This window comes from Marinobacter iranensis (assembly GCF_029207565.1).
Classification (GTDB): domain Bacteria; phylum Pseudomonadota; class Gammaproteobacteria; order Pseudomonadales; family Oleiphilaceae; genus Marinobacter; species Marinobacter iranensis.
Genome location: NZ_JANCMW010000014.1, coordinates 115,413 through 131,308, shown reverse-complemented (window position 1 = coordinate 131,308; position 15,896 = coordinate 115,413). Strand labels below are relative to the sequence as shown.

Sequence of the window (15,896 nt, the reverse complement as noted above, 5' to 3'; positions counted from 1 at the left end):
AGCGGGCGACCACGAACAGGTCTTTGGGGAGTTGGCCAAGGGTGGCCGTGAACTGCAGTCCGGTTGCCTGGGGCATGAATCCATCCTTAGAAAACTAAGTCCATTTAGTGTCGAAAAGCCAGGAACCCCGCTCCCTGCGGGCGCCCTATTAGCTTCACCGGAAAGGACATTAGCAAAATAGGAATGTTGAGTCCATGATGGTTTAACCTCAAAGATGAAATCAGCATTTCCCCATTAAAGTACGAAGAACCTGTTAATAAAGGATGCTCAACCATGAAACCGGAAACCCTCGCCCTCCACGCGGGCTTTAACGGCGACCCAACCACCAACGCCGCCACCACGCCTATTTACCAGACCACTTCCTACACCTTCGATGACACCCAGCACGGTGCCGATCTGTTTGACCTGAAGGTGCAGGGCAACATCTACACCCGCATCATGAACCCCACCAACGCTGTGCTGGAAGAGCGCATGGCGCAGCTTGAAGGCGGTGTGGGTGCGCTTGCGGTGGCCTCGGGCATGGCTGCCACCCTCTATTCCCTGCAGACCATCTGCAAGGTGGGTAATAACATCGTCAGTACCAGCCAGCTGTATGGCGGCACCTATAACCTGTTTGCCCACTCGCTGCCGAACCAGGGCATTGAGTGCCGTATGGTAAGGCACGATGACTTCGACGCCGTGGAAAAGTCCATCGACGACGACACCCGGGCGCTGTTCTGCGAGTCCATTGGCAACCCCGCAGGCAACGTGGTGGACATCCGGCGCTGGGCGGAGATTGCCCACAAGCACGGCATTCCACTGATCGTCGACAACACCGTGGCAACGCCGTTCCTGTGCCGCCCCTTCGAGCACGGCGCGGATATCGTGGTTCACTCACTCACCAAGTACATTGGCGGCCACGGCACCACGGTTGCCGGTGTTGTGGTGGATTCCGGGAAGTTCGACTGGGTGGCCAACAAGGCGAAGTTCCCCATGCTCAATGAGCCGGACCCGTCCTACCATGGCGTGGTTTACACCGAAGCGCTGGGTGCAGCTGCCTTCATAGGCCGTTGCCGTGTGGTTCCGCTGCGTAACACCGGTGCCGCCCTGGCCCCATTCAACGCTTTCCTGATCATGCAGGGCCTGGAGACGCTTGGCCTGCGCATGGAGCGGCACTGCGAGAATGCGGAAAAAGTGGCCAACTACCTGCGGAACCACCCGTCCGTGGAGTGGGTCAACTACGCCGCCCTGGCCGACAGCCCCTACAAGGCCACCTGCGACAAGATCTGTGGTGGCCGCGCCTCCGGTATCCTCAGCTTTGGCATCACCGGTGGCCTTGAGAACGGCGCGAAGTTTATCGATGCCCTGCAACTGATTTACCGCCTGGTGAACATCGGCGACGCCAAGTCCCTGGCCTGCCATCCGGCCACAACCACTCACCGGCAGCTCAACCCGGAAGAGCTGAAAAGCGCAGGGGTCAGCGAAGACCTGGTGCGGCTGTCCATCGGCATTGAGCACGTGGATGACATCATTGCCGATATCAGCCAGGCACTGGACAAGGCCACGGCCTGACGGGCAACCGGGTACGACGAAAGTCGTGCCCGGAACCCCCGTGATTGTCCGTACCTGCCTTGTATCCTCCGCTGCGGCGGATTACCCTTTAAGCTCAGTAGAGTCCCACAGAGAGTCCCCATAGAGAGTCCCGTAGTAATGAGCGACAGCGCCAAAACCCGCGTCACCAGTGGTTCCAAGTTCCGCAATGAACATGGCTTCTCTGCCATCAAGGACGGCATCAAGCGCTCGGGCTCGGGCATTATCGACACCAAGACCCAGCGCAAACCCTCCTGGCTGCGTGCGCGCATGCCCGGTGGCGAGCGCTACGAAGCGGTTCGCAAGAACGTCAGTGAACACCGCCTGAGCACGGTGTGCCAGGAATCCCACTGCCCCAACATCGGTGAATGCTGGGCCAATGGCACCGCCACCATTATGGTGATGGGCTCCGTGTGTACCCGCGCCTGTCGCTTCTGCGCCGTCGACACCGGCAATCCCAAAGGCTGGCTGGACCACGAAGAGCCGGAAAACACCGCCAAATCCGTGGAACTCATGGGCCTGCGCTACATCGTGCTCACCTCTGTTGACCGGGACGACCTGGATGACGGCGGTGCCGCCCACTACGCGGCCTGCGTATCCGCCATCAAACAACGCACACCACACGTGGCTGTTGAAGCGCTGACACCGGACTTTGACGCGGTGATGGAACACGTTGAGAAAGTAGTGGACTCCGGCCTGGATGTTTTCGCCCAGAACGTGGAAACCGTCAAGCGGCTGACCACACGTGTGCGGGACCCGCGCGCCGGCTATGAAAAAACCCTCAGTGTCCTGGCCCACGCCAAGCAATACCGCCCGGACGTGCTCACCAAGACCAGCCTGATGCTGGGCCTCGGTGAAACCGAGGAAGAAATCCTGCAAACCATGGACGACCTGCGGGCCATCGGCGTGGATATCCTGACCCTGGGCCAGTACCTGCGCCCGACCCAGAATCACCTGCCGGTAGAAGAGTATGTAACGCCGGAAGCCTTCAACCGCTACCGCGAAATCGGCCTGGAAAAAGGCTTCATGGAAGTGCCTTCGGGCCCCATGGTGCGCTCCAGCTATCGCGCCGATCGCGTCTTCGAAAAGAACAACCTTGGTCTTGCCGTGCCGGAAGTACCTGCTTCCTCCAAAGCTCAGCAAATCCCCGTCAAAGCGGTTGACTAATTTGGCCATGCCTTTGCTGACACCAGGGGCATTGCCGAACAGAATCACCGTCGACTGACAGTTTGTGGCACACTCTGCACTCGCTTTCACTGTGTAGGGTAATTCTTACGATGTCCTGGCTTCGATCCTTCTACGACCGGCTGATTTTCCCCCATCCTGTTCTGGTACTCCTGCTGTTTGGCGCCCTGCTGGTGATTGCCAGCCTGCGGCTGGACCAGTTCCGCCTGGACGCTTCCGCCGAGTCCCTGGTGCTGGAAAACGACCGCTCCCTTGAGCAGTACCGGGAGGTGAACCGCCGCTTCACCACCTCCGACGACTTCCTGGTGGTCACCTTTACGCCCCATGATGAACTGTTCAGCGACGACGGCCTGGCACTGCTGAGATCACTACGGGATGATCTGGCGGCGCTGGAGAACGTCAGCTCCACCAACAGTATCCTTAACGTTCCCTTGCTCCACAGCCCGAACCTGACCCTGGATACCGTGGACTCCGAAATCAAGACGATAGACGAAGACAACGTTGCCCCGGACACCGCCAGGAAGGCCCTTCTCAACAATCCGCTCTACCCCAACCTGCTGATCAGCGAAGATGCGCGCACCACCGCGATACAGGTCAACCTGCCCACCCCGGAGCGCTACTTTGAGCTGTTGCGCAAACGCAACAAGCTGCGGGATAAAGTGGACAGCGGCGAAGCCTCGGCAGGGGAGGAGCAACAACTGGAAGCGGTGAGCCGGGAATTCATCGAGTTCACCGAAGCCCAGGGCGAGGAGCGGGACCGCACCATCGAACAGGTAAGGCACATCCTGGACAACTACCGGGGCCAGGCGGAGATTTACCTGGGCGGCGTGCCGATGATCGTTGCCGATATGATTCGTTTTATCGAGAACGACCTGTCCACCTTCGGCATTGGCGTGCTTATATTCCTGTTGCTGACCCTGGCGATTATCTTCCGCCAGTGGCGCTGGGTGCTGGTGCCACTGTTGTGCTGCGGCTTTACGGTGTGGCTGATGATCGGTTACCTGAGTTGGGCGCGCTGGCCGGTCACGGTGATCTCGTCCAACTTCGTGTCGCTGCTGCTGATCATGACCCTGTCGCTGACCATTCACCTGATCGTCCGCTACCGGGAATTCCAGCACGATGACCCTGAGGCCGAATCACGGGACACCCTTCGGCGCACCCTGCTGGCCATGATCAAGCCCTGCTTCTACATGGCCATCACCACCATTGTTGCTTTCGGCTCGCTCACCTTCAGCGGCATCCGCCCGGTGATCGATTTCGGCTGGATGATGACCATCGGCCTGACCGTGGCGTTCCTGATCACCTTCATCATCTTCCCGGCCCTGCTCGCGCTGCTGCCACCACCGGTGGACGACCGGGTGCGTTCGAACCGGGTTCCCTTTACCGACTGGTTCGCGCGCTTTACCGAGCACTATGGCAAAGCCGTACTGGTAGGTTCCGCCATCATTGCCGTGCTCTGTGTGATTGGCCTGAACCGCCTGACGGTGGAGAACAGCTTCATCGACTACTTCAAGTCCAGCACTGAAATCCACCAGGGCATGATCACCATCGACGACCGCCTGGGGGGCACCACGCCATTGGATGTGGTGATCACGGACGACCAGCCCCCGGAAAGCGAAGCCGGAGGCGACCCTTTCGCCAGCGACTGCGACCCGTTTGTAGAGGACTGCGACGGCGCGGAAGAATACCGGGACACATGGTTTACCTACCAGAAGATGGACCGCCTGGAAAAGGTTCACGAGTACCTGGACAGCCTGCCGGAAACCGGCAAGGTAATGTCCATCAGCACCACGCTGGACATACTGGCCCAGGTTAACGATGGCGAGCCCCTCAACGCCCTGGAACTGGCCTTCGTGCCTTCGGCGGTGCCGGACGATCTGAAGGATATCCTTCTGACCCCCTACATCAGCGAGGAACACGACCAGGCCCGCTTCAGCATCCGCATCCTGGAAACTTCCCCGGACCTGCGCCGCCAGGAACTGCTGGACAACATTCGCACTCACCTAACGGAGGAGATGGGCTTTGAGGACGATCAGGTAAAGCTGACGGGCATGACGGTGATGTACAACAACATGCTGCAGAGCCTGTTCGATTCCCAGATCAAGACCATTGGGGTGGTGTTCCTGGCCATTATGGTGATGTTCCTGATCCTGTTCCGGTCGATCAAGCTGGCGCTGATTGGCATGGCACCAAACCTGATCGCGGCGGGCTCGGTTCTGGGCCTGATGGGCTGGCTGGGCATTCCGCTGGATATGATGACGATTACGGTGGCGGCGATTACCGTGGGGATTGCGGTGGACGATACCATTCACTACATCCACCGTTTCAAGACGGAGTTTGAGAAAGACGGCGACTACATCGCCACCATGCACCGCTGCCACCGCAGTATCGGGCAGGCGATGTTCTTTACCTCGCTGACGATCATTACCGGCTTTTCGATTCTGGTGCTGTCGAACTTCATCCCGACCATCTACTTCGGGTTGTTCACCGGCTTTGCCATGTTTATGGCGTTGGTTGGGGCGCTTACGTTGTTGCCTCGGCTTATTGTGCTTGTTAAACCGTTCGGTGTTCGAGGCTGACGTATGGAGCTGCCCTCTCCTAGCCTTCACATCTTGGTGGTAGTCGCACCGATGCCCTCCCTTCCCGGAAACGCTACGAGCACATCCATGTGCGCTTGACTTCGGCCGTCCCTGGCCGAAGACATTCCGGGAAGAGAGGGCACCGGCGCTCCTGCAAAATTTCGCGATATCGCATGCTAAAGGCGATATTCCAACGTTCAGATGCCATTGCGCGGAGGGGGCTTTCAGAAACCGTGGAGCGCCAGGGATGGCGCGACCGAGCCCTACAGGGACGTATTCACGGGCGTGTTTCTGAAAGCCCCCTCCGCGCAATGGCAAAGCACGAAATCGCAGGCTACAAACGAAAAAACCGCCCAAGCCAGAGGCAAAGGCGGTTTTTCAGGCTCCGGGCGTTAACCCGAAGAGCAGATAATTACTGCATACCCTGCGGTTGCTGCTGCATCTGGCGACGCTGTTGCATCTGCTGCTGCATTTGCTGCATACGCTTGTTCAGCTCATCGCGCTGCTCTTCAGTGAACACCGCATCCACCTTGGCCTGCATCAGGGTAGACAACGCTGTCATCTCACCAGTCACATCACCAAGCTTCTCCGCGTTTTCGCGAATCACGTCTTCGTCGTAATCCGGCTTGATCTGGGCCTGGATTTTCTGCTGCAGTTGCCGGGCTTCACCCTGAAGCTCCTGAATCTCAGCCTGCATCTCCTCAATGATGCCGCGGATTTCTTTCTGCTGATCTTCACTCAGGCCAACCATCTGCGCCAGCTGATCAACCTGGTCCGGCTGCCCGCCAGATTGCTGCGCCATCGCCGGAGAGGACAGCCCGAGTGCAATCAGGGCAATTCCGAACAGTTTCACGAGCTTCATAGATATCTCCACTAATCGATTTTTGAGTCGCTTTCGGTTTTCGAGCCCTACACCCTAAAACAAAACAACCGGGTATTTCACCCCGAACCCCCCTCTTTTTGTACACACTTCACACCCCCGAAACCCACAGCTCCCGCCACTGGCGGGTTGAGAGAAATGTGAAAATTTAGTCATTCCCGTCCATAATGGCGCCGTTCAGCCATTTCCGGAGTATCAAACATGGCCATTAACTGGTTTCCAGGGCATATGCACAAGGCCCGCAAGGAGATCAAACAGGTAATGCCCCAGATGGATCTCATTATCGAGGTCGTGGATGCGCGCCTGCCGTTCAGCAGTGAGAATCCGCTGGTGCCTTCCCTGCGGGGCGATACGCCAGTTATCAAGGTGCTCAACAAGCGCGACCTTGCCGATCCGGCCATTACCGAACAATGGCTTGCGTGGCTGGAGAAGGAGCGCGGTGTGCGCGCCATCACCATGACCCACAACCAGCGAGCGGAGGCCCTCGATATCCTGCGTCTGGCCGGTGAGATGACGCCGGGCCATGATCGCCAGAAGCGGGCGCTGCGAGTGATGATCCTGGGGATTCCCAATGTCGGCAAATCCACCCTGATCAACACCATGGCTGGCCGCCCGGCGGCCAAGACCGGAAACGAGCCGGCGGTGACCCGGGCACAACAGGCCATAAAGCTGCCGGACAATGTGTTGCTGTATGACACTCCCGGTTTTCTCTGGCCCAAGCTGTCGCCGGAAGCCTGTGGTTATCGCCTGGCCATCAGCGGCGCCATTCGCAGTGCGGTGATCGAGTTCGAGGACGTGGCCATGTTCGAGGCGGACTATCTGCTGGAGGCCTATCCAGAGCTGGTGATGGCGCGCTACGGGTTTGAGGAAAAGCCACGGGACGGGCTGGCACTGATGGACGGCATTGCTCTGAAGCGACGATTCCTCGGCCGCGGCGGTGTGCCAGACCTGCACAAGGTGTCGGAGATACTGCTCAATGAATTCCGCTCCGGCAAGCTGGGGCGTATTTCCCTGGAAACCCCCGCCATGGTGGAGAGGGAAACCCGGGAAGAAGCGGAACGCCAGCGGGAGAAAGCCGAGAAGTCCTGATCGGCCGACTAACCTGGGTCCTCCGCCAGGCCACAACGGCATACCCGGAACCATCCCGCCGTTACATACGCTGACGGCAACGCATCAAACATGTCACGCGCCGTGCGCACCAGGTGGGGCTGGTCGTAGAACCCCGCCTCTGTCGCCAGGCGGGACACCGATTTACCCGGCTCCCAGAATGCCAGCGCACGGTTCATCTTCAGGTGTAGCAAAAACCGTCGCAAAGGCACCCCGGTTTGCTGACGGAACAGATGGGTAAGCCGGGACGACGACAGCTCAACTCTCTGCGCCAGGGAGGTCAGTTCCAGCCGTTCCGGCAATTCTTCCCGCAGCAGCCTGCAGACGGTGGCAATGCGGTCGTCCAGTTCGACAGGCGCATGTCCGCTGTGGGCAATCACATTTGCCAGCGACTGAGCCATGGCACCACAGCGGTGTTCCCCGGAACCCGGCAACTCCAGGCCGGACAATGACAGGTCCGCGGAGGCCTTGCCGGCAGTGAGGGATTTCAGGGATCGCCAGTGAATGCTGTCCGGGTCCAGTTGAACGCCCCAGAGCCTGGTGTTGCCCGGGTCCAGGGCCTGGGAGACATCGGGAGCCACGATGGCAGCACGGGTCTCCCGCCAGATCGCGTCCACGCAAATCCGGAAAGGACCGTCTACACCGATCAGCAAGGAGGCACTGATGTGGCGATGGGGCCGGTTGGGCATCAAACGCCCCAGAACCTGCCAGTGGTCCGGCCACAAAAACAGGGTGCCCTTGTGGCCCTGGTCACTGGATTGATTCGCGGAGGACTCTGCCTGCATGGTGTTCCACCCGGTTCAGGATTCACCTGCAAGCATACCTCAAGCTGGCACTGTTCAGTGACCCTGCGGCTGTCCGTCGTGGTGGCTGCCCTGGGCGTGGGGCACCGGTATGCCCAGTTTGGCTGCGAATTCGATGCTGACGAAGATCGGCCCGATCAGCAGGAAAACCAGGTCTTCCACAAACGATGGCTTCTTGCCCTCGATTTTATGCCCGACCACCTGGACCGCCCAGGCCAGGACCCAGACCACGAGACTGGTCCAGAACAACGACAGGCCACTGGCCTGCACGATTTGAATAATCCACGCCGACAAGGCAAACCAGCCGGCCATCAACACAAACACTCCAAGGGACAGCCGCAGGTAGACGATACCGGACAACGCCGCGAGGATCGTTGCGCCGTTAATCCAATAGGCAGAGGAACCGGACAGGCCGAGCCAGTCGCCCACGGGAATCAGCCATAACAGCCCCAGCGTGGAAATCAGTATGGCCGGAACACAAACGATATGAACCCATTGGTTAACCGGGTTCTGGTGGCTGTCGCCGTAGTCGTGCAGAAACTGTGACAATGAACGCACTGTGTATCTCCCTGGAGTTATTGTTGATAAATATCATCTTACCAACAACCACGACAGCGGCCTTGTACGTAACGGCTATTTCCACCTTTATCCAGCCTCCGCCATCGCACCTTACCAAGGTCAAATATCGCAACGGCGCCAAAACGCCTAGACTGTTGGTATAGTCAAAGATAAAAAGGATCTGCCCGGTTTTCGGTGCAGGCCTTGTTAAGGAGGAAGATATGAGACGGGTTGTAGTTACCGGCATGGGCATTGTTTCCTGCCTGGGCAACTCCACGGATGCGGTGCTGGAAAGCCTCAAGATGGGCAAATCCGGTATCCGGTTCAACGAGACCTATCGGGACATGGGCTTTCGCAGCCAGGTTGCGGGATCCGTTGACGTGGACACCTCGGTCATCGACCGCAAGACCCGGCGCTTCATGGGCCAGTCTGCGATGTACAGCTTCCTCGCCATGGAACAGGCCATCGCCTCTTCCAAACTCACAGACGAGATGGTATCCAACGACCGTACCGGGCTGATTGCCGGTTCCGGGGGCGCCTCCAGTGCCAGTCAGGTGGAAGCGGTGGACATCATGCGCGAGAAAGGCGTGAAGCGCATCGGGCCCTACATGGTACCCCGGATCATGACCAGCACCGTGTCTGCCTGCCTGGCCACGGCGTTCAAGATTCGCGGTGTGAACTACTCCATGTCATCAGCCTGCGCTACCAGCGCCCACTGCATCGGCCACGCTGCGGAACAGATCCAGTCCGGCAAGCAGGACATTGTATTCGCCGGTGGCGGCGAGGAAGAGGACTGGAGCCTGACCATGCTGTTTGACGCCATGGGCGCCCTGTCCACCAAGTACAACGATGCTCCGGAAACGGCTTCCCGGCCTTTCGACACCGGCCGTGACGGCTTTGTGATCGCCGGTGGCGGTGGCATGGTGGTTGTGGAAGAGCTGGAGCACGCCCTCAAGCGTGGTGCACCCATCATTGCCGAACTGATTGGCTACGGCGCCACGTCCGACGGACATGATATGGTGGCTCCCTCCGGCGAAGGCGCCATGCGGTGCATGAAGCAGGCGCTGGCCACGGTAGAAGCACCGGTGGACTACATCAATGCCCATGGCACCAGCACGCCCGTGGGTGATGTGGCGGAAATGAAGGCGGTACGGAACGTCTTTGGCGATAAGACACCGCAGATTTCCTCCACCAAATCCCTGTCTGGCCACTCGCTGGGGGCATCCGGGGTTCACGAAGCCATCTATTCACTGATCATGCTGCAGAACGGGTTTATCGCGGGCACGAAAAACCTGGCGAACCTGGACGAGACCATCGCCGGCATGCCCGTTGTGGGGCCGGACTCCAAACCAGCAGATCTCAATACGGTGATGTCCAACAGCTTCGGGTTCGGTGGTACCAACGCCTCCCTGATCTTCGGGAAAGTCTGACACATCCCAACACAACCCGGCGATCAGCTCGCCGGTTCGTCCGTCAGCTCTTTGCCGCCGTTCAGGGACAACAACTCCAGTTCCTCCGCCAGGCCGGAACGCCAGGGTAGCTGCTTGACCCCAAAGGTATTGCGAATCTTGGTGCAGATCATAGTGGCGTTGGCAGGTTCCAGCTTTGCCCAGGCGGGCATTTCATCCACGACCCTGATACCGCCGGGAATACCACTGAGCCCGGTTATCGCCAGCCCCAGCTCATACAGTGAAATATCTTCCGCACCGGCATACTGATAGGTTCCCCAGACTTCCGCACCGCAATCAATCTGCTGGACAATGGCGGTAATCACCCTCGCCAGATCACTGACGGTTACCGGCTGACCATGGCATTTCCCGGGCAATTTAATGGTATCGGACCCGGCGGCCACCGACTGCACCTTGCGAATAAAACGCCCCAGGCTCCAGCCTGTTCTCAGGATGAGGTGCCTTGGCAGCAGTGTTCTCAGCGCCTGCTCACACTCCCATTGCCAGTTACCGAGCTCATTGCAGGGCTGGCCGGGGTTGGAGGCAATGTAGGCGCTCTGCTTGCGGCCATCGAACACGTAGCAGGAAGATAACTGCAACAGCGCCATATTCCGCTCGCAGGCATATTCAGCCAGCGCCACTGGCAGGGAAAAAGAGGCCTTATGGACCGACTCCGGATTATTTTCCGCAATCTCCGGGTCGGCCAGCCACAACGCGTTCACGATCAGGTCTGTGTCGGGGGGAACCCAACCCTCCAGCGCCGATAGATCCGCTGTTTCCAGCTCACTGATCAGCAACGGGCTGACGTGAAGCGACGTATTCCTCAGGCGCTCCAGCAATACTCGCCCCAGCGGGCCATAATCATGAACAACAAGAACGTGCACGAGCGCTCACCGCCTCCAGTTTCTGACTTCGCAACGGATTAACAATACCGATGCCATTATGTCTGTATGCTGATGTCTATCGTTATCCACACTGTAATCGTTCGGGCCGGTTGTTGGAACGCATCCCTGGGATATCACTGATATGACGGATATGCGACACCGCTAAAGCCAATGGCACACCGGGCCCATTCAATAGAATACGTGTCGGAGAACTGAGCAGACCTGACGAGCATACAACACAGGACCTTACATGCTGAAACAACAAAGCCACATCGTTGCACCAATCCCGGATGAGCTTCGCACCCGCGCGCTTTACACCGTCAACGAACTCCGCGAGCGGGGGAAAGCTGACAAGGAAGCCATCGACAAGCTGTTTGAGCTGATCGTCGAGATGACCGACAACGGCCTGGATTTCTTCTTCCTGGAACCCCTGCGCCGGCTGAACGCCAGTAGCATGATGATGGGCATGGCCAGAATGGGCATCGGCAGCATGCTCAAGGGCAGCAAGATGGTGGTCCACAAGGTATTGAAGAAGCTGGATGATCGTAGCCTGGCCTCGATTCTGGACTTCATCGAGGAAATCATCCACGAGCCGGAAAGCGCTTCCTGAATCTACCCCGCGCTGCTGCCCGGATCCTCATACAGCCTGGGCACCCGGACTGTGATGCCTGTGAGCAGCTCATAGGCAATGGTACCGGCGTGTCGTGCCACGTCATCCACACTGACGTGGCGGCCCCAAAGCTCCACGGTATCACCTGGACGGGCATCTGGAGCGTCCGTCAGGTCGACTGCCAGCATATCCATGGATACCCGGCCGATCAGGCGTATATGGTTACCGGCTACCCAGGCCGGCGTGTCTGTGCCGGCGTGGCGCGGGTAACCGTCGCCGTAACCGATAGCCACGATTCCCATCCGTGTTTTCTGTTCCGCCGTCCAGGTATAACCATAACCCACGGATTCCCCGGGTTTGAGCACCCGCACCGCTGTCAACGGGGCTTCCAGTGTCATCACCGGTTTCAGGCCCAGTTCCGGACCGGTCTTTCCTATCATCGGTGACGCACCGTAAAGCATGATCCCTGGGCGGCTCCAGTCAAACAGTGGCTGGCCCGGGAGAAAATGGGCGGCGGAATTACCAGCGCTTTTTTCAAGCGCGGGCCAGTCGACAACGGCCTCGGTGAACACCCGAGTCTGCTCATCGGTAGAGCCGCAGGTCGTGTCATCCGCACAGGCAAAGTGGGTTACAAACCCAACCACCTGATCCGCAGCCCCGCCGGCTTTCAGCCGGGCCATCACATCGCCCAACACCGCCGGCGCAAAACCCAGGCGGTTCATGCCGGTATTCACCTTCAGCCAGAGTGCCGGCCTCTCCGGCGCCTGCTCCAACCAGTCCAACTGGTAGTCGCTATGGACCACCACTTCAAACCCTTCACGGGCACAGGTGGCGACATCACCGGCACCGTGCACCCCCTGCAACAACACCACCGGATGATCGATACCGGCCTCGCGGATAGCCAGGGCCTCCTCTATGCAGGCAACGGCGAATTTCGGTGCTTCATCCGCCAGCGCCTGTGCAACCCTGCGAATGCCGTGGCCATAGCCATCCGCCTTGATGACCGCCATTGCGCGGGCCGGGCTGGCCAGCCTGCAGGCGAGACGGTAGTTGTGGCGAAGCGCGCTGGTATCAATGCGGGCAACGGTCTTTCGTGGCATCAATAATCCCCACCGTAATCGCCGTGGGCCAGGTCCTCAAACTTGGTGTACTTGCCGATAAAGGCAAGGCGAACGGTACCGATAGGACCATTCCGCTGCTTGCCGATAATGATTTCGGCAATGCCCTTGTCGGAGGTGTCTTCGTTGTAGACCTCGTCGCGGTACACGAACATGATCACGTCCGCGTCCTGCTCAATGGCGCCGGATTCCCGCAGGTCCGAGTTCACCGGGCGCTTGTTGGGGCGCTGCTCAAGGCTTCGGTTAAGCTGAGAGAGTGCCACCACAGGGCAGCTAAGTTCCTTGGCGATGCCTTTCAGGGAGCGGGAAATCTCGGAAATCTCGGCGGTACGGCCTTCAGTGTTGCCGGGCACCCGCATCAGCTGCAGGTAGTCGACCATGATCAGGCCAAGCTGGCCATTATTCTCACGGGCGATACGCCGGGCCCGTGACCGCATTTCCGTCGGGCTAAGGCCCGGCGTGTCATCAATGTAGAGCGGTTTGTCTTTCAGCAGGCTGACGGCGGAGGTCAGCCTGGGCCAGTCGTCCTCTTCCAGCCTGCCGCTGCGAATCCGGCTCTGGTCGATCCGCCCCAGGGATGACAGCATACGCATCACCAGTGCGTCCGCCGGCATCTCCATGCTGAACACCAGGATCGGCGTACTGGTACTGATCAGGGCGTTCTCGACGATGTTCATGGCGAAGGTGGTCTTACCCATGGAGGGGCGACCCGCCACAATCAGCAGGTCCGCCGGCTGCATCCCCGACGTCCACTCGTCCAGGTCCTTGAAGCCGGTGGTCAGGCCCGTTGTGGTCTCACCGGATTCGAACAGTTCCTCGATGCGGCTGAGGGCCTTGGTGAGGATCGGGTTGATGGTCTGCGGGCCGGAACCCTCCTTCACCCGGGATTCGGCAATCTGGAAAACGTTACGTTCGGCCTCGTCCAGGATCTCGTTACTGTTCCGGCCCTGCGGATTAAAGGCGGAATCGGATATTTGCCCGGAGACCTGCACCAGTTGCCGCAGGATCGAGCGCTCCCGAACAATCTCGGCATAGGCGCGAATATTGGCGGCACCCGGTGTTTTTTCGGCCAGTTCCGCCAGGTACGACAGGCCTCCGGCGTCCTCGATATCACCGGCCCGCTCCAGAAACTCCGTCAGCGTCACCACGTCCAGTGGCTCGCTTTCGCCGGCAAGACGCTCGGCGGCACCGAAAATCAGCCGGTGATCCTGGCGGTAAAAATCGGCCGCGGAAATGATCTCCGAGATCTCATCAAATCGGCGGTTGTCCAGCATCAGGCCACCAAGAACCGCCTGCTCTGCCTCAACGGAATGAGGCGGAACCTTGATTCGGCTGGTTTCGGGGTCGCTGTTTACCGGTTTGAAATTCGGGTTGGCCATGGAAACATCTTCATCAGGGCATCACATCCGAAACAGTTTACGGGGATTGTCGATGCGATGGGAGAGCTACGGAAAACACAAATCATACACCAGAAAGCAACAGGCCCGGAATCCACCAATGTGAATTCCGGGCCTGTATTTTTGCCGCCGGGCCGAAACCCGGCGCTACCGCTTGACCTGCAATTTACTCTGCAACAACAGCCAGGTTAATCGCAACAGTCACGTCGGAGTGCAGTTGAAGCTCGATCTCATACTCGCCGACCACACGGATCGGGCCTTCCGGCAGACGAACTTCACTTTTCTCTACTTCGGTACCGGCAGCGGTAATCGCATCAGCGATATCACGCACACCGATAGAACCGAACAGCTTGCCTTCTTCACCAGCCTTGGAGGTGATGGTGACAGAAGCACCTTCCAGAGTCTCGCCACGAGCCTTGGCAGCAGACAGCTTCTCAGCCGCCACTTTCTCCAGCTCCGCACGGCGCTCTTCGAAGGCCTTCAGGTTGTCGGCGGTTGCCGCAACAGCCTTGCCATAAGGCAGCAGAAAATTACGACCGTAACCGGCCTTTACCTTGACCTTGTCACCCAGTGAACCAAGGTTTGCTACTTTTTCGAGCAGAATAACTTCCATCTCGTTAACCTCTTCGTGCTTTATTCAGCCGGGCCGGAGGGCTTTATTCGTCTCCGGATATCCAGCCAGCTATCCACAAAAGCCAGAACTACCAACAGAATCATCAGGCTTGGCCCAAGCAGCACCAGTGCCAGGTAAAACATCACCAGCCACTGACCACTCAGATTTTTACGACCGACAACGCCATGAACCAGGGCCAGCCCCGCCACAAACAGCGGCAACCCTCCGGCCCAGCCCAGCAGCATGGAATTCAGCCCGAGAACGGGCCCTGCCACCATGGTAATCACACAAATAATCGCGATTGCCGGTGACAACCGGAGCGAGTGGAACTCGGCCCGGAATCCGCCCGGATTGTATAATCCGGCCTGCCAGGATCTTGCCAGCATGGTCATGCACACCCCGATTACCAGGTAAGTGCCGGCCATGCTCGCATTCATGGTCTGCCGAATGACTGTTTCCAGCCTGTCGCCAAGACTGCTGGCCACTTCGGCGTTGTACTCTTCGTAAAACCTCACCCCGGTCTGCACCAGATCGTTCAACAGATCCGGATACAACAGGGGCAGCATCATGCCTGTCACAATACCCAGGAAACTGCCCGCCAGCAGCGCTTTCTCCCACGACAGGGTTGTTCGCAGTATTGATGCCATCAGCATTACCTGCAGCAGCGCCACCAGTGCTGTCGGGTCCTGCCCGAACCAGCTCCAGCCGAGTGCCGGAAGCAATGCCCAGAGGCCGATATTCAGCCCCTGGCTGATGCCCAGCCTGAGAATGACCAGGCCGATAACCGCTGCACCAATCCAGAACAACAGGGGTATTGCAGTCGCAACTGCCGCCACCCCGCCTGCCTGCAGAGGACCGCGCATTACAAACTGTGCCAGTGCACGCATGGTCCCGGGTCCTGTCTATTCTGTTACTTAGTTATCGTGGCTGTCCGAATACGGCAGCAGTGCCAGGTAGCGGGCACGCTTGATAGCGGTAGCCAGCTGACGCTGATAGCGTGCCTTGGTGCCGGTGATACGGCTGGGCACGATTTTGCCGGTCTCAGTGACATAACCTTTCAGGGTGTCCAGATCCTTGTAATCGATCTCTTTAACACCTTCTGCCGTGAAGCGGCAGAACTTACGACGTCTGAAAAAACGAGCCAT

Annotated in this window: 16 protein-coding genes; 7 read left to right on the top strand and 9 right to left on the bottom strand. The window is 58.8% G+C overall.

Going from position 1 to position 15,896, the window contains the following annotated elements; genetic code table 11:
* From NLU14_RS18860 to NLU14_RS18845, 4 genes are all read left to right on the top strand, one after another.
* On the top strand, positions 1-181 hold a 181-nt coding region (locus NLU14_RS18860), incomplete at its 5' end, for a hypothetical protein (RefSeq protein ID WP_275709475.1).
* Between the two features lie 92 nt (positions 182-273).
* Positions 274-1,551 (top strand): O-acetylhomoserine aminocarboxypropyltransferase/cysteine synthase family protein, encoded by a 1,278-nt coding sequence (locus NLU14_RS18855; RefSeq protein WP_275709473.1) that lies wholly within the window; start codon positions 274-276, stop codon positions 1,549-1,551.
* 138 nt (positions 1,552-1,689) lie between these two features.
* Positions 1,690-2,736, top strand: coding sequence for a lipoyl synthase (gene lipA / locus NLU14_RS18850; protein ID WP_275709471.1), 1,047 nt, complete (start codon positions 1,690-1,692; stop codon positions 2,734-2,736).
* A gap of 110 nt (positions 2,737-2,846) precedes the next feature.
* Positions 2,847-5,333: an efflux RND transporter permease subunit gene (locus NLU14_RS18845; protein WP_275709469.1), complete on the top strand. Its 2,487-nt coding sequence runs from the start codon at positions 2,847-2,849 to the stop codon at positions 5,331-5,333.
* Between the two features lie 412 nt (positions 5,334-5,745).
* Here the strand turns inward: NLU14_RS18845 and NLU14_RS18840 are convergent, their stop codons facing one another.
* Entirely contained in the window at positions 5,746-6,195 is a 450-nt protein-coding gene (locus NLU14_RS18840; RefSeq protein WP_275709467.1) for a Spy/CpxP family protein refolding chaperone, read from the bottom strand.
* 219 nt (positions 6,196-6,414) lie between these two features.
* Between NLU14_RS18840 and ylqF the strand changes: the two genes are divergently transcribed.
* Positions 6,415-7,302: a ribosome biogenesis GTPase YlqF gene (gene ylqF, locus NLU14_RS18835; RefSeq protein ID WP_275709465.1), complete on the top strand. Its 888-nt coding sequence runs from the start codon at positions 6,415-6,417 to the stop codon at positions 7,300-7,302.
* 8 nt (positions 7,303-7,310) lie between these two features.
* On the opposite strand, the gene NLU14_RS18830 is transcribed toward ylqF, so the two are convergent.
* Positions 7,311-8,105 carry a helix-turn-helix transcriptional regulator gene (locus NLU14_RS18830; protein ID WP_275709463.1) on the bottom strand — a complete coding sequence of 265 codons (795 nt, stop codon included), beginning with the start codon at positions 8,103-8,105 and terminating at the stop codon, positions 7,311-7,313.
* Between the two features lie 54 nt (positions 8,106-8,159).
* Positions 8,160-8,681 carry an Mpo1 family 2-hydroxy fatty acid dioxygenase gene (locus NLU14_RS18825; RefSeq protein WP_275709461.1) on the bottom strand — a complete coding sequence of 174 codons (522 nt, stop codon included), beginning with the start codon at positions 8,679-8,681 and terminating at the stop codon, positions 8,160-8,162.
* 221 nt (positions 8,682-8,902) lie between these two features.
* On the opposite strand from NLU14_RS18825, the gene fabB reads away from it, so the two are divergent.
* Complete coding sequence (gene fabB, locus NLU14_RS18820) at positions 8,903-10,111, top strand: beta-ketoacyl-ACP synthase I (protein WP_275709459.1); 1,209 nt, start codon at positions 8,903-8,905, stop codon at positions 10,109-10,111.
* A gap of 23 nt (positions 10,112-10,134) precedes the next feature.
* On the opposite strand, the gene NLU14_RS18815 is transcribed toward fabB, so the two are convergent.
* Positions 10,135-11,013, bottom strand: coding sequence for a sugar nucleotide-binding protein (locus tag NLU14_RS18815; RefSeq protein ID WP_275709457.1), 879 nt, complete (start codon positions 11,011-11,013; stop codon positions 10,135-10,137).
* 250 nt (positions 11,014-11,263) lie between these two features.
* On the opposite strand from NLU14_RS18815, the gene NLU14_RS18810 reads away from it, so the two are divergent.
* Positions 11,264-11,623: a hypothetical protein gene (locus NLU14_RS18810; RefSeq protein ID WP_275709455.1), complete on the top strand. Its 360-nt coding sequence runs from the start codon at positions 11,264-11,266 to the stop codon at positions 11,621-11,623.
* Between the two features lie 2 nt (positions 11,624-11,625).
* On the opposite strand, the gene alr is transcribed toward NLU14_RS18810, so the two are convergent.
* The 5 genes from alr to rpsR all read right to left on the bottom strand — a co-directional run bounded on the left by alr (position 11,626) and on the right by rpsR (position 15,896).
* Positions 11,626-12,723, bottom strand: coding sequence for an alanine racemase (gene alr, locus NLU14_RS18805; protein WP_275709453.1), 1,098 nt, complete (start codon positions 12,721-12,723; stop codon positions 11,626-11,628).
* Positions 12,723-14,120: a replicative DNA helicase gene (dnaB, locus tag NLU14_RS18800; protein ID WP_275709451.1), complete on the bottom strand. Its 1,398-nt coding sequence runs from the start codon at positions 14,118-14,120 to the stop codon at positions 12,723-12,725. The genes alr and dnaB overlap by 1 nt, the downstream gene beginning before the upstream one ends.
* Before the next feature lie 184 nt (positions 14,121-14,304).
* Positions 14,305-14,751, bottom strand: a complete 447-nt coding sequence (rplI, locus tag NLU14_RS18795) for a 50S ribosomal protein L9 (RefSeq protein ID WP_275709449.1) — start codon at positions 14,749-14,751, stop codon at positions 14,305-14,307.
* Between the two features lie 20 nt (positions 14,752-14,771).
* A complete protein-coding gene (locus NLU14_RS18790; RefSeq protein ID WP_275709447.1) occupies positions 14,772-15,638 on the bottom strand; it encodes a hypothetical protein in 867 nt (288 codons plus the stop codon).
* Positions 15,639-15,665: 27 nt separating this feature from the next.
* A complete protein-coding gene (gene rpsR, locus NLU14_RS18785) occupies positions 15,666-15,896 on the bottom strand; it encodes a 30S ribosomal protein S18 (RefSeq protein WP_114613426.1) in 231 nt (76 codons plus the stop codon).

Bases quoted from the DNA above. Each gene is read 5' to 3' on its own strand.
- ylqF (WP_275709465.1), top strand. From the start codon at position 6,415: ATGGCCATTAACTGGTTTCCAGGGCATATGCACAAGGCCCGCAAGGAG.
- NLU14_RS18840 (WP_275709467.1), bottom strand. From the start codon at position 6,195: ATGAAGCTCGTGAAACTGTTCGGAATTGCCCTGATTGCACTCGGGCTG.
- NLU14_RS18810 (WP_275709455.1), top strand. From the start codon at position 11,264: ATGCTGAAACAACAAAGCCACATCGTTGCACCAATCCCGGATGAGCTT.
- NLU14_RS18845 (WP_275709469.1), top strand. From the start codon at position 2,847: ATGTCCTGGCTTCGATCCTTCTACGACCGGCTGATTTTCCCCCATCCT.
- rplI (WP_275709449.1), bottom strand. From the start codon at position 14,751: ATGGAAGTTATTCTGCTCGAAAAAGTAGCAAACCTTGGTTCACTGGGT.
- rpsR (WP_114613426.1), bottom strand. From the start codon at position 15,896: ATGGCTCGTTTTTTCAGACGTCGTAAGTTCTGCCGCTTCACGGCAGAA.
- alr (WP_275709453.1), bottom strand. From the start codon at position 12,723: ATGCCACGAAAGACCGTTGCCCGCATTGATACCAGCGCGCTTCGCCAC.
- lipA (WP_275709471.1), top strand. From the start codon at position 1,690: ATGAGCGACAGCGCCAAAACCCGCGTCACCAGTGGTTCCAAGTTCCGC.
- dnaB (WP_275709451.1), bottom strand. From the start codon at position 14,120: ATGGCCAACCCGAATTTCAAACCGGTAAACAGCGACCCCGAAACCAGC.
- NLU14_RS18790 (WP_275709447.1), bottom strand. From the start codon at position 15,638: ATGCGTGCACTGGCACAGTTTGTAATGCGCGGTCCTCTGCAGGCAGGC.
- NLU14_RS18855 (WP_275709473.1), top strand. From the start codon at position 274: ATGAAACCGGAAACCCTCGCCCTCCACGCGGGCTTTAACGGCGACCCA.
- NLU14_RS18830 (WP_275709463.1), bottom strand. From the start codon at position 8,105: ATGCAGGCAGAGTCCTCCGCGAATCAATCCAGTGACCAGGGCCACAAG.
- fabB (WP_275709459.1), top strand. From the start codon at position 8,903: ATGAGACGGGTTGTAGTTACCGGCATGGGCATTGTTTCCTGCCTGGGC.